Origin of the sequence: Polaribacter litorisediminis (assembly GCF_019968605.1) — a bacterium.
GTDB classification, from domain to species: Bacteria; Bacteroidota; Bacteroidia; order Flavobacteriales; family Flavobacteriaceae; genus Polaribacter; species Polaribacter litorisediminis.
Genome location: NZ_CP082966.1, coordinates 1,967,146 through 1,989,277 on the forward strand (window position 1 = coordinate 1,967,146; position 22,132 = coordinate 1,989,277).

Below are 22,132 nucleotides of genomic sequence, written 5' to 3' on the forward strand. Positions count from 1 at the left end.
AAATTTGTGCTTTCATAAAGTAAAAACAATAATATATGCCGTCAATATCTAAAAAAGGAACACAAATGCCAGAATCACCAATTAGAAAATTGGTACCTTATGCAGAAGATGCTAAAAAAAGAGGAGTTAAAGTATACCACCTTAATATTGGTCAGCCAGATATTAAAACACCCCAAATAGCGCTAGATGCTGTTAAAAACAATACGATTGAAACGTTATCCTATGCTAGATCAGAAGGTTCTGAAATCTATAGAGAAAAGCTTGCCAAGTACTATGTAAAAAACGACATTCATGTAACTTCGAATGATATTGTTGTTACTACTGGTGGCTCTGAAGCACTACTTTTTACCATGGGTAGTATTACAAATCCTGGTGATGAAATTATAATTCCTGAACCATTTTATGCAAATTACAATGGGTTTTCTACTGCTTCTGGCGTTACTGTGATTCCAGTAATTTCATCGATTGACACCAATTTTGCATTGCCAAAAATTGAGGAATTTGAGAAATTAATTACAAAAAACACCAAAGCTATTTTAATTTGTAATCCAGGAAATCCTACAGGTTATTTATATTCAGAAGAAGAAGTTGAAAAATTAAAACAACTTGTTTTAAAACACGACTTATTTTTAATTGCAGATGAAGTTTACAGAGAATTCACCTATGATGGCTTAACACATAACTCTGTAATGTCTCTAGACGGTTTAGAAGAAAACGCTATTGTAATAGACTCTGTTTCTAAACGTTATAGTATGTGTGGCGCCAGAATTGGTTGTATCGTTTCTAAAAACAAAGAATTTATAAAAACGGCTATTAAATTTGCACAAGCACGTTTAAGTCCGCCAACCTACGCCTTAATTGCTAGTGAAGCTGCCTTAGAAACGCCACAAAGTTATTTTGATGATGTAAAAGAGGAATATGTGGCAAGAAGAAATACGTTAATTACTGAATTAGAGAAAATTAAAGGGGTAAAAGTTGCCAATCCGAAAGGAGCTTTTTATTGTGTAGCCGCGTTACCAGTAAAAGATTCTGATCATTTTGCACAATGGTTGTTAGAACGTTTTAATTATAATAATGAAACCATAATGGTTGCGCCTGCAAGCGGATTTTACTCAACACCAGGTGAAGGAAAAAATCAGGTTAGAATTGCCTATGTTCTAAATAGAAAAGATTTAATTACATCTGTAAAAATATTGGCGGAAGCTTTAAAACAATACAATCAATAATGCTAAACCTACAAGTATTTTAAATCCTTGCAGGAAAAATTCATGAATATTCTCAAAAATATATCGCTTAAAAAGTATAACACGTTTGGCATTGCTGCCAATGCCAAACGTTTTATTACGATTAATTCTGTTTATGAATTGCAACAACTTTTAAAAATTGAAAAAAATATTTTTTTAATTTCCGGAGGAAGCAATATGTTATTGACCAAAGATATTGAGCAACTCGTTACCCACATCAATATCAAAGGAATTTCTATTGATAAAGAAGACCATTTCGCTGCCTATATTACTGTAAATGCGGGCGAAAATTGGCACGATTTTGTGCTTTGGAGTGTATCTCAAAATTATGGAGGTATTGAAAATTTATCTTTAATCCCTGGCAATGTGGGCACGTGCCCTATTCAAAATATTGGTGCTTATGGCGTTGAAGTTAAAGACACCATTACCCAGGTCGAAGCACTCGAAATTGAAACTGGAAAATTAGTTTCTTTTTCTAATATAGCATGTAAATTCGGTTATCGGAATTCAATTTTTAAGAATGCGGTAAAAGGAAAATATATTATTATTTCTGTTAGTTTTAGACTCACTAAAAATGAGCACAATTTAAATACTTCTTATGGTGCCATTGAAGATAAATTCGCATTAAAAAACATTAAAAACCCTACTTTAAAAGATATTTCTGATGCCATCATTGCTATTAGAAAATCGAAACTTCCAGATCCGAAAAAAATAGGAAATAGTGGTAGTTTTTTTAAAAATCCTGTAATTTCTAAATTACAATTTTTAGAACTTCAAAAAGCATATCCAAAGATGCCCAATTATACTGTTTCTAATGATGAAATTAAAATCCCTGCAGGTTGGTTAATTGAACAAGCTGGTTTTAAAGGAAAACGTTATGGCGATTTCGGTGTCCATGAAAAACAAGCGTTAGTTTTAGTTAATTATGGCAATGCCTCTGGGAAAGAAATATATCAATTAGCACAAAATATTCAAAAAAGTATTTTAAATATATTTGGAATTTCTTTAGAGATTGAAGTGAATGTTATTTAAATAATATATGTTTAGAATATGTAAACATTTATAGTATCGAGGTAAAAAAAATCAATTTAAAACAAGCTTTAAATCTTATTAAAAGCGAGTAAAAATTACCCAAGCAAGTAGGGTTTACGCAGTAAAAAAACAAGACAACCTTACATAAACAACTGTACTATAAGTTTTTAATTATCTATTTGTTTTTAGGCATATAATTTGTATACTTATAATTTCATAAATAATGTTTAAAATGACAAAAAATATTACAATCTATAACAGAATAAATATTGGTTTAGCAGTTACTATAGTTCTTCTTTTAGTTTTTGCCACCAATAGAATTGATAAAAGGCATTTTGAGACGATACAAAATACTATTGCAACTTTACACACAGACAGAGTGGTTGCTCAAGATTTTATCTATAAAATGAATACTATTATATATCAAAAACAACTTCTCAAGGTAGATGAAAGTGATAAAAATAAGAATTTAAATAAAGATTTTTATGCGCTGTTAGACAATTTTTCCCAAACAAAACTAACCATAAAGGAAGCTGAAATTTTTGAGAAGTTAAAAACAGATTTTGCTCATCTAATTTTAAAAGAAAAGAAAGTAGTCGAAGGAAGCATGCTAAAAGACACGCTCATCAATCGTTTAAATAGTATAAAAAATAACCTAGTTCATTTATCTGAAATTCAAATTTCTGAAAGCAAACATTTAACAGGTTTAGCTCAAAAATCTTTAGACACTAATAATTTAATGTCTAATTTAGAAATTGGTTTCATCGTCTTAATAGGCTTACTACTGCAATACACCATATTTTACAGAGTAAAAAAATCAAAAAATACGGGTCATGAATAAAACCGAAGCTGCCTTAAAAGAACGTATAAAAGAATTAACTTGTTTATATGAAGTTTCGTCTATTATTAGCGATGCCGCAGATCAAGGTATTGAAGAGGCTTTAAGAGCCATTGTATTTAGTATAAAAAAAGGATTTCAATTTCCGTTAGGTACCCATGTTACCATTAACACAGATACATTTAATATTTCTACGACAGAAAAAATTAATAAAAGTGTTAGTATCAGTGCTAAAATTAACGTTTTTAAAAAAATTAAAGGAACGCTGTTTGTTTGTTTAGCTCCAAATACATATACCAAAAAAGATTTTTTGAGCGAAGAGCAATTATTAATAGACAATATTGCCATAAAAGTGGGTAGTTTTTTAGAGCGAATAGAAATTCAAAAAAATGAAACCTCACTAAAACGACAAATGGAACATGCAGACCGTTTAAGTATTGTTGGAGAAATAACAGCAGGCATAGCGCATGAATTAAATACACCTTTGGCTAATATTTTAGGATTTGCAGAACTATTAAAGAATGATTTGCAAGAAGAAAATAGCGATGTAGATACCATTATAGAAAATGCTATTTATTCTAGAGAGGTTGTAAAAAAACTCATGTTTTTTTCTTGTAAAATGCCTCAAGAAATGGAACTCATAAATTTTGTGCCCATTATTAAAAATGCCGTTAAATTATTAGATGCAACCTTTAGAAAAGAAGACGTACAATATTTTATACACATAAAAGAAGAAGAACTTTGGCTAAAAGCAGATTCTATTCAGCTTACGCAAATCATCTTTAATCTTTTAATGAATGCTATTTATTTTTCTCCAAAGAAAGGCCATGTAACCATAGAAGCCCACAAAACTAAAAAAAATATTGTTTTAAAAATTTCTGATGAAGGAAAAGGACTCACAGAAGAAGATTTGTCTAAAATTTTTCAACCTTTTTTCACAACAAAACCTATAGGCGATGGTTCTGGTTTAGGCTTAAGTGTTGTGCATGGTATTGTATCTTCTCATAGGGGAAATATAAGTGCAAAAAACAATAAAATGAAAGGCGCTGTTTTTACAGTAGTACTGCCAATAAATTGATGTTAAGAATATGCAATTACGTAAAGAAAATATTTTAGTAGTAGATGATGATATTCATATTTTAGAACTCTTACAGCGTCATTTACAATCGTGGAATTATCATGTTTATAAAGCTATTTCAGTAAAAGAGGCCGTAGAAATTTTAAGAAATACTCAAATAGATTTATTAATAACAGATTTAAAAATGCCAGAAATAGGCGGATTTGAGTTGATTCAATTTGTCTCTGAAAATTATCCGGAAATACCAAAGCTAATTGTTACCGGATTCCCTTCGGTACAAGATTCTTTAGTGGCTATAAAGTCTGGTGTAGTAGATTATTTAACAAAACCATTTACAAAAGATGAATTAATGGCTGCGGTTGATAAATCAATGAATTCCAAAAATGAATTGACCATTCCTTCAACTAATTTAAAACAAGCAGGTAAAAATTCTTATGGAGAAATTATCGGTAATTCAGAAAAAATTAATGATGTTATTCAAATAATTGAAAGAGTAAAAAATAATAAAGCTACTATTTTTATAAAAGGAGAAAGTGGTACAGGAAAAGAGTTAGTTGCGCGTGCTATTCACTATCAAGGTAAATATGCTAGAGCTCCTTTTATTGCAGTAAATTGCGGCGGTATTCCTGATAATTTATTAGAAGCAGAATTGTTTGGCTATACAAAAGGGGCCTTTACAGGCGCAGATAAAGTAAGAGACGGTTTTTTTCAGGCAGCAAACGGAGGCACTATTTTTCTAGATGAAATTGGTAATGCTCCTAAATCTGTTCAAACAAGATTATTAAGGGTTTTACAAGAAAAAGAAGTCGTAAAAGTCGGTGCTCAAAAACCAGAAAAAATTGACATAAGAATTGTAACCGCAACCAATAGTAATCTTCGAGAAATGATTAAAAACGATACTTTTAGAGAAGATTTATTTTATAGACTTACCGTTGTGGAAATTGAAGTAGCTCCTTTGAGAGATCGGAAAGAAGACATTCCTTTACTAGTAAATAAATTTTTATATAAATATGGACTTGAATATAAAGATAGGTTTATAAAAATAGCTCCAGAGGCCTCTAAAGTTTTAGAGCGTTATAGTTGGCCCGGTAATATTCGTGAACTCGAAAATGTAATTCAAAGAGCTGTAATTATGTGCGATCGAATTATTGAGATAAAACACCTTCCAGATTCTTTAAAAATTAATATCGATTTTTCTAGTGATGCATTAGTTTCTCTTAAAGAAATAGAAAAACAACACATCCAAAAAATATTAAATGCTACAAATAATAACAAAACAAAAGCTGCTAAAATTCTAGGTATTACTAGAAAAACACTTCGACAAAAACTAGACAATTAAAACGGTTCTTAAATACCCTATCGGGTAATTATTACACACTTTTTATTAAACTAAAACTCCTTAATAATTAATTAAAGTACTTCAATTCAAATAGTTAATGCTTTAATTTAAAAAAAATATTTCTTTGGCACATACATTGCTCTTATAATTGTAGTAATTAAAGTATAATGTATAATTTAAATAATTTTAAAATGAAGAAATATTTAATAACAACTGTTATTGCATTCATCACTATTTTTAGTGTAACTGCACAAGAATCAAATGGAACCTTAAAAATAGGAGATCTTTTAGAAATTGTAAAACCTTCAGGAAATGAATTTAAGCATATTAATTTTCCGAAGAAAAATTTTATTATTAAAAGAGGAGGCATCGCCAGTAACAAATTAGTAAAAGGAGAAAAAGTAGTAGTTACAAAAATTACCAAAGAAAAAAATGGTGGTACTATCATTAGCATAAAACAAGAGGATGGTGGTCGATTTTATAATGCGATACCGAGTGTTACTGTAAATTTTGAAGATGCTCTAAAATCTGGAGAAATTAAATTCGTGAAAAGTTAGTGCGTTCATTTTTATGTTTAATAAATTATAAACCTTAGCAGTTAAATTGCTAAGGTTTTTTTTTGTAGCAAGATTAATGTTTGCGATGAGTAATACCATTTTAGACCTATAATGCCGCAATAAATCGTTGCTTTTTCGCTTACTTTTTATTAAAAAAAATTACCGTAACGAAGGCTAAGCCAATTCTTTTTTAATTTTAATAAATCAAAAAATAATTCAATTTATGTAGACTGAATCATACCTATAAATGATATAATTGGTTGTTTAAAATAAGAATATATTCTACTCTAGACTACAAATCTCTTCCTCAATTTTAGTTCAATCTAAAAAATAACATCAAATTTATTAGGCAGTTCATTTTTACTTCGAACCGTGATTTTCGCAAAACATAGCAATGTTTTACCTGTTTTACATCCTTTAAAATCCTAAACATACATCTAAATTATGGATTTCATCAAAGAGTATTAGACTAATTCTGTATTGAAATGACCTTAATAAAACGCCCTTTTTTCCTTTCTATTTCAATATGACAAGAAACCGTAACAAATGCTATTTTCTATTTTTCTATAAAGAAAAAAATCATTATGCCATTTTACAGTAATTTCAAAACAGCATTGGTATAAGGCAAATAAGTTACCTGAATTGTTACCTTAAAATTGAGGTATAAGATACATGCAGATTACCGAACGCGTACAATGAAAAAAACCAATCTATAAATAATTATGATAGATTTTTTGGTTGCCATTTAGAATATGTATCTTTGCAAATATTTATAATTTCATGAAATTACTACTCATTACTTTCGTATTATTAGCTGTAGGGATAGCAGGCATTGCTATTAAAATTTGGGCAAAAAAAGATGGCGAATTTGCAGGCACTTGTGCTAGCCAAAACCCAATGCTCAATAAAAATGGAGAAGCTTGTGGCTTTTGCGGAAAACCAGCAGATCAGTTTGATACTTGTACTGAACCCGAACATAAATAAATAGGCTAAAATCAATGATTTTAACTGTAGCTTTCTACACTTTTGTAGTATTTGCAGGCATTCAAATAACATATTATCTTCTTTTCTCTTCATTTCTTTTTAAACAAAAAAAAAGAAAACACAAAACAGATCAAGTTCCGGTATCTGTAATTGTTTTTGCAAAAAATAGTGCTGCTAAATTACAAGAAAACTTACCTTTTATTTTAGCACAAGACTATCCTGTATTTGAAATTGTCATCATCAACAATGATTCTATTGATGATACGTTAGAAGTAATCGATACTTTTAAAAAAAAACATACACAAATTAAAATTGTAAATGTTGCCAATAATGAAGCTTTTTGGAATAATAAAAAATATAGTTTAACCCTTGGTATAAAGGCATCCAAATACGATCATTTAGTATTTACAGATGCAAATTCTAAACCCATTAGTGAGCATTGGATCTCTGAAATGAGTAAAAATTTCACCATTAAAAGAACTATTTTTTTAGGGTATGAAAAATATAGAAATGAAAAATCTTTTACCAATCTTCTAATTCGATTCGAGAATTTAATACAGGCGATGAAATGCTTTTCATTTGCAAGATATGGCTCTCCATTTATGGCATTTGGCAATAATCTGGCTTATAAAAAATCAGCGTTTTTTAAAGTTAATGGGTACATCAATCATATAAAAATAAGACATGGTGTAGAAGATTTATTTATTAGAGATGCTGCCACAAAAAAAAATAGCTCCTTTATTGTGTCTGAGGATAGTTTTATAGAGACGGATGCTCCTAAATCTTTTAACACTTGGTTTCAAGATTTAAAAATTAAAAACTCTTTAATAAAACATTACAAATTTAAACATCGCTTTTTATTACACTTTTTCACGATTACAAAAGCAATATTTTACCTATTAGCAATTGTCTTATTGTTCTTTTATCCCTGGGAAACAATAGTACTTGTAATGCTTACTTATTTTTTAATCCAATTTCTTGTCATTGGTTTATCTGCTAAAAAACTTAAAGAAACTCAATTAATATTTTTCTTACCTTTATTAGAAATTAGCTTATTATTGATTCAAATTAGTATATTTAGTGCTAATTTGATTTCAAAACATATTCATTGGAAATAGACCAAACTAAAATTGACAAAAATATTGCAAAAGCAAAAGAGGGCAACCAAGCTGCATTTCGTTTTTTGTTAGATACCTTTTGGGGTAGTGTTTATAATTATCAATTAAAAAGAACAAAAAGCGAAAATGAGGCTGAAGATATAGCAATCCAAACCTTCTCGAAAGCTTTTGATAAAATACATACTTTTGATGACAAATATGTATTTAAAACTTGGTTAATTACCATTTCTAAAAACGTTCATATAGATTTATTACGGAAGAAAAAAACATCTATTTTTACAGAAACCACAAAAGAGCAAGAAGATAAAGTCTATTTGGTTGCAGATGAAAACCCTACTCCTGAAGATAAAATTATTAGAGAACAAAATTTAGCAAAATTGTTAAGAGACATTAAACAATTAAAACCTAAATACCAAGAAGTTATTCAATTACGGTATTTTCAGGAATTGAGTTATAAAGAAATTTCTACGCAAATTAATGAACCAATGAACAACGTAAAAGTAAAATTATTACGTGCAAAAAAGTTATTAGCTGCTATTATTAAGAAAGCATAAATGAAAAAATCGTTTTTACAATCTTTAGGTCCTGGTTTATTATTTGCTGGTGCAGCAATTGGTGTATCACATTTGGTACAATCTACAAAAGCAGGTGCAGAATTTGGTTTTGGTTTATTTTGGGCTTTGTTATTAGTGCATATTTTTAAATACCCTTTCTTTCAGTTCGGTCCGCGTTACGCAGCTGCCACTGGTGAAACCTTGTTAGATGGTTATAAAAAACTAGGCAAAGGAATGTTGGCAATTTACTATGTTCTTAATTTTGGAACAATGTTTACCATACAAGCAGCTGTTACCATTGTTACTGCTGGCTTAGCTTCACAACTTTTTGGTCTTACCAATAATCTTGTTGTTTGGTCTGTTATCCTATTATTGATTAGTATTTTAATCCTAGTTATCGGTAAATATAAATTGTTAGATAATTTGATGAAATACATTATTATTATTTTAACAATTAGCACTATCGCTGCTGTTTCAGTAGCTTTATTTAGCTCTAAAGAAGCTTTTGATGTAACGCAAATTATACCTTCCGGAACGGTAGAAATCACTTTTTTAATTGCATTTCTAGGTTGGATGCCGGCACCATTAGACGTTTCGATTTGGCATTCTATTTGGTCTGTAGAAAAAAGCAAAAATACTTTTATCAAAATAAAACCAAAAGATGCTATTTTCGATTTTAATGTAGGTTATGCAGGTACTTTAATTTTAGGGATTTGTTTCGTGCTTTTAGGGGCTTTAGTTATGTATAAATCGGGAGAAACTTTTTCTAATAAAGGAGGAGTTTTTGCATCGCAGTTAATTACTTTATACACTAAAAACTTGGGCAATTTTTCTTATATATTTATTGCTGTTGCTGCATTTACCACCATGTTTAGCACAACGATTACAACGCTAGATGCTTCACCAAGAGCCATGAACAGAAGTTCAAAATTACTATTTAACAAAGAGTTTAAATTTGGTTATTGGTTTTGGATTCTTCTTCTCTTTACAGGTACCTTTATAATACTTCAATTTTATATGGAAAACATGGGAGGTTTGATAAAAATAGCAACTATTTTATCTTTTTTAACGGCTCCTTTTTATGCAATCTTAAATTATATTTTAATTACAGGGAAACATACGCCAAAAGAACATCAACCTAAATTATTTACACGAATTTTAAGTATTATTGGTATCGCATTCCTTGTAGGATTTAACTTTTGGTTTCTAAAAAATTTGTAGTCATTTAAAATATTCTGATAAATAATATCGCTTTCGATTCCTAGACATACATTGCAAATTTTAAAAATAGATGGGCAAGGAATAAATACCTTTAAAATCTGTACTTTTTTACAATTTACTTTCCCTAATTTCTTCGTAAATTTGCATTCTAAATTCAAGAAAAATGGCGATAGAATCTGTAGTACTTCCTGAAAGACCCAAAAAACCAAAATGGTTACGCGTAAAATTACCAGTTGGTAAAAAATATACTGAATTAAGAGGTTTGGTGGATAAATATAAATTAAACACCATTTGTACCAGCGGAAGTTGTCCGAATATGGGAGAATGTTGGGGAGAGGGAACCGCAACTTTTATGATTTTAGGGAATATATGTACGCGTTCTTGTGGATTTTGTGGCGTAAAAACAGGAAGGCCAGAAACTGTAGAATGGGATGAACCTGAAAAAGTTGCACGATCTATTAAAATTATGGGCATTAAGCATGCTGTAATTACATCGGTGGATAGAGATGATTTAAAAGACGGTGGGTCTATTATTTGGGCAGAAACTGTAGAGGCTATTCGTAGAGCAAATCCGAATACAACTTTAGAAACTTTAATTCCAGATTTTCAAGGCAACACCAAACAAATTGACCGCATTATTGAAGTGCATCCCGAAGTGGTTTCTCATAATATGGAAACGGTAAGAAGATTAACTCGTGAAGTTCGAATTCAAGCAAAATACGACAGAAGTTTAGGGGTATTAAAATATCTTAAAGATAACGGAATGCGCTCAAAAACAGGTTTGATGTTGGGTTTGGGTGAAACTGAAGAAGAAGTAATAGAAACTATGAAAGACTTGCAAGGTGTTGGTTTAGATGTGTTAACAATTGGACAATATTTACAACCTACTAAAAAGCATTTACCACTAAAAGAATTTATAACACCAGAACAATTTAAAAAATACGAAACTATTGGTCTAGAAATGGGCTTTATGTATGTAGAAAGCGGACCATTGGTACGTTCATCTTACAAGGCTCATAAACATGCTAAATAAAAATAATAGGATATCCATCTTATAAAAAATTTATACCAAAAATATATTGAAAATAAAATGGGAGTGTAATTTAAACTCTGTCTGTTAATTTTCGCTTTAACTATGACTTTAACATTTCCGATTGGATTCGAGCGTAGTCGAATCCAATCGGAATTGAAGTTTTACATTGCTGTACTTTCGTTATGGAGTGTCTAATCTTATTAGGTTAGCCTCAAAATCAGACTTTAATGCCAATAGCGCTTTTCATTTTTCTTTAGCGTTTAATACCATTTTAGACATATAATGCCGTAATAAATCGTTTCTTTTTCGCTTACTTTTTATTAAAAAAAATGACCAGAACAAAGGCTAAGCTCATTGTTTTTTAATTTCAATGAACCAAAAAATAATTCAATTTATTTACACGGCATTATACATATAAATTGGTATAATTTATCATTTCTCCATTCATTTAATTGAATTGCTAATAAAACTCCAATTACTACCAATACAATTTCGCCAATTGCATAAAGTAAATATTTGCTGAACTTGTTTTCAATCAATAAGCTTTGTCTCATCTTTTTAAAAAATTTTATCATTGGTTAGTGATTTCTGATCATGAAGTGTAAGGTGTTTGTGTATGATTAGTTGTATGATTTCAGCACTAAATTTAGCAAATAAAAACCGAATAGGAAATCCGCGAGTACTTTTGTAAGTAGGCTAACTAGCAATGAATTATATATATTTTTGTTGCTCTATGCTTTGCTTTAAATCAAATTTATACATTCATAATAATTTCTTTTATTTGTTCCATAGTAAAAGGCTTTTGTAAAACAAAATTAACGTCATGATCATTTTTAGTATTTTCATCAATGTCCCAACCTGTTACAACTACAATTTTAATTTTATCTCCGCATGTATTCCTAATGTTTTTTGATAACTCCCATCCATTCATTTCAGGCATCCCAATATCTGTAAATACGATGTCGCATTTGTTATGATTTAGATACTTCAAGGCATTTTTTCCTCCATTTGCAATACCGCATTTATGACCCATTAATTCTATCAATTCACTAGCATTTTCTCTTATTGATAAATCATCATCTACCCATAAAACATTATAATGTTTATTTACCATTTTTCTATTTTTGCTAATTTCTTCTATTTCATTTTGTTTACTTATTGGGTACACAATTTCAATTATTGTTCCTTTGCCTAATTCCGAAAATTTAACACCAATATTACCTCCATGTTTATTTATTAAGCCGTAAACACCGCTCATTCCAAGCCCTCTTCCTTCCTTAAATCCTTTTGTAGTATAAAACGGTTGAAATATTTTTAATTTACTTTCTTCATCCATTCCAATACCTGTATCTGTAAAAGTAATGAATACACTTTTGGCTTTTATGCATGTTTCAATAATAATATTTCCGCCTTCGGGCATTGCTTCAATACTATTTTTAATTAAATTAAAGATTACCGATTTTAACTCTCCTTTATTACAATTAATCTTTGGGGAATCTGCAAAAACTGTTGTTATATTTATTTTTAATCCAATTTTTTCTATGTTGTCTTTCCAAAAAGGTTGTGATTCATTTAAGCTTTCTTTAAGAATTGAATTTAAATCTATCAGTTCAGATTCTACGTTTTCATTTACGGTATCACTAAAACTTTGCAACGCATTAACCCTTTCAGAAACGTCGGTTATAACATTCATAATATTATTTAACTTGTCAAGACTAGAATCTGATAACCCCTTTTGAATTTTTACAATTTCTAAATTCCCAATCATTGATTGAAGTGAATTATTAAAATCATGAGCTATAGAAGATGCCATTTCCCCAAATGCTATAAGTCTTTGATGCTTTATATGTGCCTTCTCCAATCGTTTTTGCAAGGAAATTTCCTGCACCGTTCCAACCATTCTAATTAGATTTTCATCTTCATCTAAAAAACATTTTGCTCTTGAAATAACTGAAATAACCGAATTATCTTCTTTAACAATTTTATTTTCAAGATAGAAAGTTGTTTTATTAGCTAAGGTTTCTTGTATGGCTTTTTCATAACGCTCCTTATCATCTGGATGTACATGATGAAGCGCTAGTTGATAAGAAGGCATTGTTGAACTAGGTTTTAAACCTAATAAGATAAACATCATGTCCGACCATTCAACTTCATTTGTCACCACATTCCATTCCCAACTGCCCATATGAGCCATCTCTTGTGCTTCACTTAATAATTGAATATAATCGGAAAGTTTTCTTGGCTTTTTATCTTGTTGCTCATTTCCATTGCTAGTCTTTTTCATTTTAATTTAGATTGATGACATCTAATAATCATAAATATTTTGCGTTTATGAATAATTCTCTATCGATAGTGATTTTTAAGGATTCGCTTTAGCGATTAAAATAAATACTTTGCGGCTTTCAGAAACATCAACGTCCGAAGGGACTTGACATTGGTAGAAAGATGTGACTGTCGTATATGGATTGCACTTAAGCATTGGCTTTATTTAGTGATGGGCTTGTTTTTATTTAAAAAACTCAATGTATTTAAATAAAACATGTTGAAACCTTTTAGGAAGGATTTGCTTAACATCTCTTTCTAAAACCTTTATACATCTTTGTAAATGTAGTAAAATCAATTTGATTTTTCCGCTGAATTTAAATTTCTCATTTGATAAAGATTTAGGATTAGCTTCATTTTTCTACTAGAAAATGTGTCTAAACAAATGTAATACGATGTTTTGCCACCCTATAAAATAAGAATACTATGTTAATTTACCTTCTGTATTCTTAGAATCATGCTGTCAGAAAAGTTCTATTTAATACAATTTTTTATCCTTAATCAAAGTATACGATTCAATATAGGACTTCATTTCAATAAAAAATAGTAGATTAATATCAAGCACCTTATTTCAAATTCATAACCCTAAGGTCAAGGGTTCAAATTCGGTTTTCGCTACAATTTTAAATCAGTATAAAACTAAATTTATCTAACCAGCGTAGGTCACAAAGTTTCTGGGAGTTTCGTACAAGGTAATTTTTAAATCTAAATGATCTGGAAGCTGTTTTCTTAATTTATCATAAATAACCACGGCTATATTTTCTGCGGTTGGGTTTAGCGCTCTAAATTCTGGCACTTCAATGTTTAGATTTTTATGATCAAAGCAATCTTCAATTTCAGATTTTATAATATTCTTTAAAATTCCTAAATCATACACATAGCCCGTTTCTTTATCAATTTCACCTGTTAAAGATACGATTAGCTCATAATTATGACCATGAAAATTAGGGTTGCTACATTTGCTAAAAACTTCAAAGTTTTTTTCATCAGACCACTCTTTTTTATACAATCTGTGTGCTGCATTAAAATGTGCTTTTCTATGAACGGTAACTTTAGGCATTTGTAAGTTTTTGATAAGATTCTTTAAAAATTATTTTAAACCACTCCGTGTAGTTTGAAGGATGCGCTTCAATATCATTTTTAACGTCTTCTAAAAGCATCCATTTATAGGCTTCAGCTTCTTCTTTATTAATATGAGGTTCGTCATCAAAATATCCAATAAGTACATGGTCAAATTCATGCTCTGTTAAACCATTATCAAAAGGAGCCTTGTACACAAAAGAAAACACTTCTTTTAAAGGGGTTGTAAACCCCATTTCTTCTTGCAATCGACGTTTACCTGCTGCTAAATTACTTTCACCGTCTCTTTGATGAGAACAACATGTATTGGTCCATAATAAAGGAGAATGGTATTTTGATGCTGCTCTTTGTTGCAACATTAATTCTCCTTTTTTATTGAAAATAAATACCGAGAAAGCCCGATGTAAAAGAGCTTTTTCGTGCGCTTCCATTTTTGGCATTAACCCTATTTGGTTATTTTTTTCATCAACTAAAACAACTAATTCCTCCATAATGACAAATATACTCCAATCAAATATTTTTAAAACCTAAATTTATTATAAAATCTTTAGAATCTTCTATTCTTCTACTTTGATAATTTATATTTGAGGTTCTAAATGTTAAGCTTCAAAAATTGAAAAAACCTATTAAAATATTGGCGATAATCCTAATTGTTTTCTTGTATCAATGCAATCAGAAATCAACAAAAGAAAAAAATACGGAAGAAAACAAGAAAGAAGAAAAACTTAAACATAAGAATGGTTCTAAAACAAATTCAGATCTCGAAAACAAAATTATAAAACCTTGGGATAGCCTAAACAGCAAAAATACAGAAGCCTTTTTGACAGAATATGGCAAACAAAACCCAGAAACCAAAGTTATTATTAAAACAAAATTTGGCGATATAAAATTGAGATTATATGAAGATGTACCTGTACACAGAGCTAATTTTATTTTTCTTACAAAAATTAAATATTTTAATACCACCGTTATTTATAGAGTAGCAAAAAACTTTGTGATTCAAGGTGGTAATTCTGATAATATGTACACTCAAAAACAGCGCAGAAAATACGGAAATTATTTAATGAAACCAGAGTTTAAAGCGCATAGAACTCATAAATATGGCGCTTTAGCAGCAGCAAGACAATGGGAAAAAAACCCTAATAAATTATCGAGTCCTTTTGAGTTTTACATGGTTCATAAAAGAGATGGTGCACATCATTTAGATAATGAACATACCGTTTTTGGCGAGGTTATTTCTGGTTTTGATACCCTAGATAAAATATCTAAAGTAAAAGTGGGTGTTGATGAGTGGCCCGTGAATGATATAGCAATGACCATTGAAATTTTGAATTAAGAATTATAAAATAGCTGTTTTTATAGATTTTTTTGATAGGGATTTCAACTATTTTTTCAAGTTCAATGGATCCAACAAAAGATCATCTCAATTTACATTATATTGGATAAAAACCGCAACTTAATTTACAAAAATTGGCAAATTCGTGGCTTAAAACTTTTAACGTATTTTATAAAATTCCAGTTTCTGTTGTATTTTAACGTGTATATTGATTTTTAATTTATGTTGCAGTAAAACCTTTGGAATTCCTGAAATCTGTGTCTTACTTTACAATGGCTATCATTATAAAAAGTTTAGAATAAAACCTATATTTGCACCTCAAATTTTGTAGATGAGTTTTTTAAAAGAAATAGCACGTAGAAGAACATTTGGTATTATATCCCATCCAGATGCAGGTAAAACGACTCTTACTGAAAAGTTATTATTATTTGGTGGTGCCATTCAAGAAGCAGGTGCTGTAAAAAATAATAAAATTAAAAAAGGCGCAACTTCCGATTTTATGGAAATTGAGCGACAAAGGGGAATTTCTGTAGCCACCTCCGTATTAGCATTTATTTACAAAGACAAAAAAATAAACATTTTAGACACACCTGGTCATAAAGATTTTGCAGAAGATACGTTTAGAACCTTAACGGCTGTAGATAGTGTGATTGTTGTAATTGATGTTGCAAAAGGTGTTGAGCCACAAACCGAAAAATTAGTAGAAGTTTGTAGAATGAGAAGCATACCAATGTTGGTTTTTATCAATAAATTGGATAGAGAAGGTAAAGATGCTTTTGATTTACTAGATGAAGTTGAGCAAAAATTAGGTTTGCGAGTAACCCCAATGAGTTTCCCAATCGGAATGGGATATGACTTTAAAGGAATTTATAATATTTGGGAAAAGAAATTAAATCTTTTTTCTGGCGATAATAAGCAAACTATCTCCGAAGGTGTTCAATTTGATGATCTTGCAAATCCTGAATTAGACAAAATTGTTGGCAAAAAAGCCGCAGATACTTTACGCGAAGAAATCGAATTAATTAGTGAGGTTTATCCTGATTTTAATAGAGACGAATATTTAAGAGGAGAATTACAACCCGTATTTTTTGGTTCTGCCTTAAATAATTTTGGAGTAAAAGAATTGTTAGATGCCTTTATTGAAATTGCTCCTGCACCGCAACCTAAAAAAGCGGAAGAGCGTTTGGTAGATTCTAAGGAAAAAAAAATGACCGGTTTCGTGTTTAAAATCCATGCCAATATGGATCCTAAACACAGAGACAGATTGGCTTTTATCAAAATAGTATCAGGAATCTTTAAAAGAAATTCGCCATATTTACATGTTCGAAATGGTAAAAAAGTAAAATTTTCGAGTCCGAATGCATTCTTTGCAGAAAAGAAAGAAATTGTAGATGAGTCTTTTCCTGGAGATATTGTTGGGATTCATGATACGGGTAATTTTAAAATTGGTGATACCTTAACAGAAGGAGAAGTCTTAAATTTTAAAGGAATTCCTAGTTTTTCTCCAGAACATTTTAGGTATGTAAACAATGCAGACCCCATGAAATCTAAACAATTATACAAAGGTTTAGATCAATTAATGGATGAAGGTGTTGCGCAATTATTTATTTTAGAAATGAACGGGCGAAGAGTAATTGGTACCGTAGGTGCTTTACAATTTGAAGTAATACAATACCGATTAGAACATGAATATGGTGCGAAATGTACCTATGAAAATTTAAACGTACACAAAGCTTGTTGGGTTGAACCTGATAATATTAAAAGTGAAGAGTTTAAAGAATTTAAGCGCGTAAAGCAACGCTATTTGGCCAAAGATAAACAAGGTCAATTGGTGTTTTTGGCGGACTCTGCTTTTACCATACAAATGACACAGAGTAAATATCCTTCGGTAAAATTGCATTTTACAAGCGAATTTAAAAATTAAACAAATGAGGAAGATACTATTTTTATTAATTATTACTTTTTTGAGTTTCAATAGCTTTTCTCAAGATTTTAATTTAGATAATTTAGAAGGAAAAGAATTAAAAAACAGCATTCGTTTAAATTACATTTTAATTGATCAACCCGATATCACCTATACTTATGGTCAAGGTAGTACATATAAATTAGACCCAAAAATGGGTTTATTTGGTTTAAATTATAACATCCCTTTAAATGATTGGTTGTATACAGGTGCTGGTTTTCATGGAGCAGTCTATGGAGATCAAGGTGGATTATTTACTTTGGGTATTAATTTAGGAGTCAATAAACAACTTTATAAGAATTTATATTTTGATGCAAATATCCATTTTGGTGGCGGAGGTGGTTTTAGAAGTTTGGTTAATGGCGGTGGTATTATTTATCCAAATGCTGGTTTACAATATAAAACAGATCAATTTGCTCTTGGTCTTCAATATGGTTACGTAAATTTCTTTACAGGCATTCAAAAGGGAGATAATATTTCTTTCTTTGTCGAAATACCAACAACATTAAGAACTACTTCTTATAAAGATGCTCAAGAAAAATTTGAAGTAAACAATACTTCAGAAGATGAATATTGGCAGAAACCTGCTGTAAAAAGTGTACAACAAATAACTTTTGATTATCTTTTTCCGATAGGTTCTACCAGAAATGATGGAAATGGTAACTTTAACAACACAACTCCTATTACCCAAACATTAAGTCTTTTAGGTTTTGAATATCAGCGTTATTTAACAGAAAGCGCTTTTATTTACGCACATGTAGATGCAATGTATGGTGGCTTAAGAGCTGGTTTTATGGATGTGTTTTTCGGAATAGGTAAAAACTTTATAGAATCAAAATATATAAACTTATTCGCGAAAGCTGGTATTGGAGCGGCAGGCGGTAGAGTTTTTCCTGAAGGTGGTTTAACCATGTACCCTAGTTTAGGGGCAGACGTAAAAATTACCAAAAAAATGGGTATTAGTCTCCATGGTGGTTATCATAGATCTGTTGGTGGAACTTTTGAAGCCTATACAGCTGGTTTTAGTTTAAAATATTATGGTTTAAGTGGAGGGATAAAAGATCCTTATTCAGCAGAAAAAGTAAAACAAATAAAAACCCAAGGTGTTCAAATAGGCTTTCAAAATCAAACTTATTTCGATGTTGCCATTCTTGATAAACCTGATAATGATTTACAATTATTGGCTGTAAAAATTAATTATGATATTAACAAGCGTTTTTATGTAGCTGCTGAAGCTTCATTTGCCTATTTAGGTGGTGCAGGTGGTTATGCTCATGGAATTTTTGGAATAGGTTTAAAATCAAATAAATTTTTGAATGGTAATTTTTCTTTATTTACAGAAGCCTTAGGGGGTGTTGCAGGTGGTGGAGGTGTAGATTCTGGTGAAGGCATTTTAGTAAAACCAACTGTTGGTATTAATTATCATGCAACAAATGATTTATCATTTCATGCTTCTGCAGGACAAATGTGGTCTCCTGCTGGAAGCGTAAATTCATCAAACATAAATATTGGGTTGGCTTATGGTTTTTCAGTCTTAAACGCAAAAAAATAAAAGGGTTTCGAGCTTATTCCTATACAAAACTCATAAAAAATCTTGATAAAAAATCGAGATTTTAAAAAATATCAGTTCGAGCGCAGTCGAGAACTAGTAAATGAATAAAATTCTCGACTGCGCTCGAGAATTAAATTTAAATGAAGATAATGAACAACGGAATTTATGCAAAATTCACCACATCAAAAGGTGATATTTTAGTACAACTAGAACATGAAAAAACACCAGGAACTGTAGGTAACTTTGTTGCTTTGGCAGAGGGTAATTTAGAAAATGCTGTAAAACCGCAAGGAACACCGTACTACGACGGATTAAAATTTCATAGAGTAATTCCTGATTTTATGATTCAAGGAGGATGTCCTCAAGGAACAGGAACTGGAAATCCTGGATATAAATTTGAGGATGAATTTCATCCTGACTTAAAACATGATGCACCTGGTAAATTAGCGATGGCCAATTCCGGACCCGCTACTAATGGAAGTCAGTTTTACATTACACACGTTCCAACTCCTTGGTTAGATGGCAAACACACCGTTTTTGGATCTGTAATTGAAGGACAAGATGTGGTGGATGCAATATCTCAAGGTGATGAAATGAAAATAGAAATCATTAGAGTTGGTGAAGAAGCGGAAAACTTTAATGCTGTAGAATCTTTTAGAAAATTTGAAGGTGCAAGAGCAGAACGCGAAGCAGAAGAAAAAGCAAAGCAAAAAGAAATTTTAGATGCTATAGCCGCTGGGTACGATGAAACCGAGAGTGGTTTGCGCTACAATATTATTCAAAAAGGAAATGGAAAACAAGCTACAAAAGGAGCCAACGTTTCTGTACATTATAAAGGTCAGTTATTAGATGGCACTGTTTTCGATTCGTCTTACAAACGTAAAAAACCAATTGATTTTTCGGTAGGTGTTGGCCAAGTTATTGCTGGCTGGGATGAAGGGATTCTATTGCTACAAGTAGGTGACAAAGCACGCTTGGTAATTCCTTCGAATTTAGCGTATGGAGAACGCGGAGCTGGAGGAGTAATTCCGCCAAATGCTACATTGATTTTTGATGTGGAACTGATGGATGTAAAGTAAAATTATACTACCAAAAAGCTTCTTAATACGCTGTACTAAGAAGCTTTTTCTATTTAAATTAAAAATTAGCACTTATTTTAATAATAGAATTTGTATATTTAAAAATTACTTTTCACCCCAAGTAAATTATGTCCGATTTTTCAGAAAGACGAGTAAAACTACTACACCAAATCAGTATTATTACGGTTGGTATCGCCATATTTTGCGGTATCCTATCCATCTATTTAGAAATCACTGAATTAATTTATTTTCATTTTTTAACAGCTTTTATATATCTATTTTGTGTCTATTTGACTAAAAAAGGACTTTTAAAAATTCCAAGATTAATTTATTTTATTACGCTTAATATTGCCATAACAGTAACTGCTTCTTTTATTGGTCAAGATGGTGCTGTTGAGTTTATGCTCATGTTTGCTTTGGCACTGCCTTTTCTTAGCTTTTCATCTGCCCGAGAAAAATGGTATATAATTATATTTTCTTTCTTTTCAATTTCACTTTGGATCCTTTTATATATCACAAAATTTAATTTAATCACAACTTTTAAAGTAGATCCTGAAGTAGCCGCAAATTTAATCTATCCGATATCTATTATTTGCACACTTTCTTTAGTGACTTTTCAATTGGTGTATTTTTCTTTTCAGAACTCGCTGCAATCGTCATCAGTTCATATTAATCGAGAAGAAGCCGTTGAAGCATCCAATGCAAAATCAAAGTTTTTAAGCACTATGAGTCATGAAATTAGAACGCCTTTAAATGCGGTTATTGGGCTCTCTCATATTTTAAGTGATAATAATCCTCGTAAAAATCAAATAGAAAATATAAACGCACTTAATTATTCAGGAAAAATACTACTCAATTTATTAAATAACGTGCTAGATTTTAGCAAAATGCAATCTACAGAAATCGAATTAGATGCTATTCCGACTGATTTATTATTAGCTGTAAAACAGATTAAAAAAATTCATGAAATTAGCTGTTTTCGAAAAGGAATTGTCATGAATTTAGAAATTGACAACACAATTCCTATTGTTATATTAGACATCGTTCGATTTAATCAAGTCATTAATAACTTGGTAACAAATGCCATAAAATTTACAGACAAGGGTAGCGTAACGCTAAAAATTTCTAAGAAAAACGAAACAACAGATAGCATAAACATTGTTACAGAAATAGTTGATACAGGAATTGGAATTCCTTTAGATAAGCAAGACACTATTTGGGAAGCTTTTACACAAGCCTCTAGCACTACAAATCGTTTATATGGCGGCACGGGCTTAGGCTTACCTATTGTAAAAAGTATTGTAGAAGCAATGGACTCTAAAGTTCTAATTGAAAGTGAGATTGGCAAAGGAAGTCGCTTCTATTTTGAGATGCACCTAAAAAAAGCATTAGACGGAGAATTACAAAATCTAATCGAGACTAAACAACATAATTTTAAGGGTGAAAAAGTTCTATTGGTAGAAGACAATCTTATAAACGTAATGGTTGGTAAACAGATCTTAGAAAAAGCAAAACTTACCGTAGCTGTTGCTAACAACGGTCTTATTGCCGTAAATATGGTCAAAGAAAATGACTATGATATTGTGCTTATGGATATTCAAATGCCCGTAATGGATGGGTATACTGCTACCAAAGAAATAAGAAAATTTAATAAAAAAATACCTGTCTTAGCACTTTCTGCATCTGTTTTTATGGAAGTAAGAGATAAAATAAATGAATGTGGTATGAATGGTTTTATCTTTAAACCATTTGACCATCAAGATTTATTAAACCAAATAGAACAAGCAATTAATAGCTAAACT

At 30.5% G+C, this 22,132-nt stretch carries 20 protein-coding genes; 16 read left to right on the top strand and 4 right to left on the bottom strand.

Annotated elements, in window-relative coordinates:
• Positions 1–35 precede the first annotated feature (35 nt).
• The 11 genes from K8354_RS08465 to lipA all read left to right on the top strand — a co-directional run bounded on the left by K8354_RS08465 (position 36) and on the right by lipA (position 10,998).
• Positions 36–1,226, top strand: coding sequence for a pyridoxal phosphate-dependent aminotransferase (locus K8354_RS08465; RefSeq protein WP_223447214.1), 1,191 nt, complete (start codon positions 36–38; stop codon positions 1,224–1,226).
• A 42-nt stretch (positions 1,227–1,268) separates the two neighbouring features.
• Positions 1,269–2,276, top strand: a complete 1,008-nt coding sequence (murB, locus tag K8354_RS08470; protein ID WP_223447216.1) for a UDP-N-acetylmuramate dehydrogenase — start codon at positions 1,269–1,271, stop codon at positions 2,274–2,276.
• A 232-nt stretch (positions 2,277–2,508) separates the two neighbouring features.
• Positions 2,509–3,117, top strand: a complete 609-nt coding sequence (locus tag K8354_RS08475) for a hypothetical protein (protein WP_223447219.1) — start codon at positions 2,509–2,511, stop codon at positions 3,115–3,117.
• Positions 3,110–4,192 (top strand): sensor histidine kinase, encoded by a 1,083-nt coding sequence (locus K8354_RS08480; RefSeq protein WP_223447221.1) that lies wholly within the window; start codon positions 3,110–3,112, stop codon positions 4,190–4,192. The genes K8354_RS08475 and K8354_RS08480 overlap by 8 nt, the downstream gene beginning before the upstream one ends.
• Positions 4,193–4,202: 10 nt before the next feature.
• Positions 4,203–5,531 (top strand): sigma-54-dependent transcriptional regulator, encoded by a 1,329-nt coding sequence (locus K8354_RS08485; RefSeq protein ID WP_223447222.1) that lies wholly within the window; start codon positions 4,203–4,205, stop codon positions 5,529–5,531.
• A 191-nt stretch (positions 5,532–5,722) separates the two neighbouring features.
• A complete protein-coding gene (locus tag K8354_RS08490) occupies positions 5,723–6,088 on the top strand; it encodes a hypothetical protein (protein WP_223447224.1) in 366 nt (121 codons plus the stop codon).
• 780 nt (positions 6,089–6,868) lie between these two features.
• On the top strand, positions 6,869–7,072 hold the full coding sequence (locus K8354_RS08495; protein ID WP_223447226.1) for a membrane or secreted protein: 204 nt from the start codon (positions 6,869–6,871) through the stop codon (positions 7,070–7,072).
• A gap of 14 nt (positions 7,073–7,086) precedes the next feature.
• On the top strand, positions 7,087–8,190 hold the full coding sequence (locus tag K8354_RS08500) for a glycosyltransferase (protein WP_223447228.1): 1,104 nt from the start codon (positions 7,087–7,089) through the stop codon (positions 8,188–8,190).
• Positions 8,181–8,744 carry an RNA polymerase sigma factor gene (locus tag K8354_RS08505; protein WP_223447230.1) on the top strand — a complete coding sequence of 188 codons (564 nt, stop codon included), beginning with the start codon at positions 8,181–8,183 and terminating at the stop codon, positions 8,742–8,744. Before K8354_RS08500 ends, K8354_RS08505 begins: the two co-directional genes overlap by 10 nt.
• Positions 8,745–9,965, top strand: a complete 1,221-nt coding sequence (locus K8354_RS08510; protein ID WP_223447232.1) for an NRAMP family divalent metal transporter — start codon at positions 8,745–8,747, stop codon at positions 9,963–9,965.
• Positions 9,966–10,128: 163 nt separating this feature from the next.
• A complete protein-coding gene (lipA, locus tag K8354_RS08515) occupies positions 10,129–10,998 on the top strand; it encodes a lipoyl synthase (protein ID WP_223447234.1) in 870 nt (289 codons plus the stop codon).
• Between the two features lie 392 nt (positions 10,999–11,390).
• Here lipA and K8354_RS08520 read toward each other — a convergent pair whose 3' ends face one another.
• From K8354_RS08520 to idi, 4 genes are all read right to left on the bottom strand, one after another.
• Complete coding sequence (locus K8354_RS08520) at positions 11,391–11,552, bottom strand: hypothetical protein (RefSeq protein ID WP_223447237.1); 162 nt, start codon at positions 11,550–11,552, stop codon at positions 11,391–11,393.
• 200 nt (positions 11,553–11,752) lie between these two features.
• Positions 11,753–13,282 carry a hybrid sensor histidine kinase/response regulator gene (locus tag K8354_RS08525; protein ID WP_223447239.1) on the bottom strand — a complete coding sequence of 510 codons (1,530 nt, stop codon included), beginning with the start codon at positions 13,280–13,282 and terminating at the stop codon, positions 11,753–11,755.
• A gap of 687 nt (positions 13,283–13,969) precedes the next feature.
• Positions 13,970–14,380, bottom strand: a complete 411-nt coding sequence (locus K8354_RS08530) for a 6-pyruvoyl trahydropterin synthase family protein (RefSeq protein WP_223447241.1) — start codon at positions 14,378–14,380, stop codon at positions 13,970–13,972.
• A complete protein-coding gene (gene idi / locus K8354_RS08535) occupies positions 14,373–14,891 on the bottom strand; it encodes an isopentenyl-diphosphate Delta-isomerase (RefSeq protein ID WP_223447244.1) in 519 nt (172 codons plus the stop codon). The genes K8354_RS08530 and idi overlap by 8 nt, the downstream gene beginning before the upstream one ends.
• Positions 14,892–15,013: 122 nt before the next feature.
• Between idi and K8354_RS08540 the strand changes: the two genes are divergently transcribed.
• From K8354_RS08540 to K8354_RS08560, 5 genes are all read left to right on the top strand, one after another.
• A complete protein-coding gene (locus tag K8354_RS08540) occupies positions 15,014–15,736 on the top strand; it encodes a peptidylprolyl isomerase (RefSeq protein WP_223447246.1) in 723 nt (240 codons plus the stop codon).
• A 331-nt stretch (positions 15,737–16,067) separates the two neighbouring features.
• The gene (locus K8354_RS08545; RefSeq protein ID WP_223447248.1) at positions 16,068–17,660 is read left to right on the top strand and encodes a peptide chain release factor 3; all 1,593 of its coding nucleotides are present in this window, start codon (positions 16,068–16,070) and stop codon (positions 17,658–17,660) included.
• A 4-nt stretch (positions 17,661–17,664) separates the two neighbouring features.
• Positions 17,665–19,251, top strand: a complete 1,587-nt coding sequence (locus K8354_RS08550; RefSeq protein WP_223447250.1) for a hypothetical protein — start codon at positions 17,665–17,667, stop codon at positions 19,249–19,251.
• Positions 19,252–19,400: 149 nt separating this feature from the next.
• Entirely contained in the window at positions 19,401–20,330 is a 930-nt protein-coding gene (locus K8354_RS08555) for a peptidylprolyl isomerase (RefSeq protein ID WP_223447252.1), read from the top strand.
• A gap of 128 nt (positions 20,331–20,458) precedes the next feature.
• Positions 20,459–22,129, top strand: coding sequence for a response regulator (locus K8354_RS08560; protein WP_223447254.1), 1,671 nt, complete (start codon positions 20,459–20,461; stop codon positions 22,127–22,129).
• The last annotated feature ends 3 nt before the right edge of the window (positions 22,130–22,132 follow it).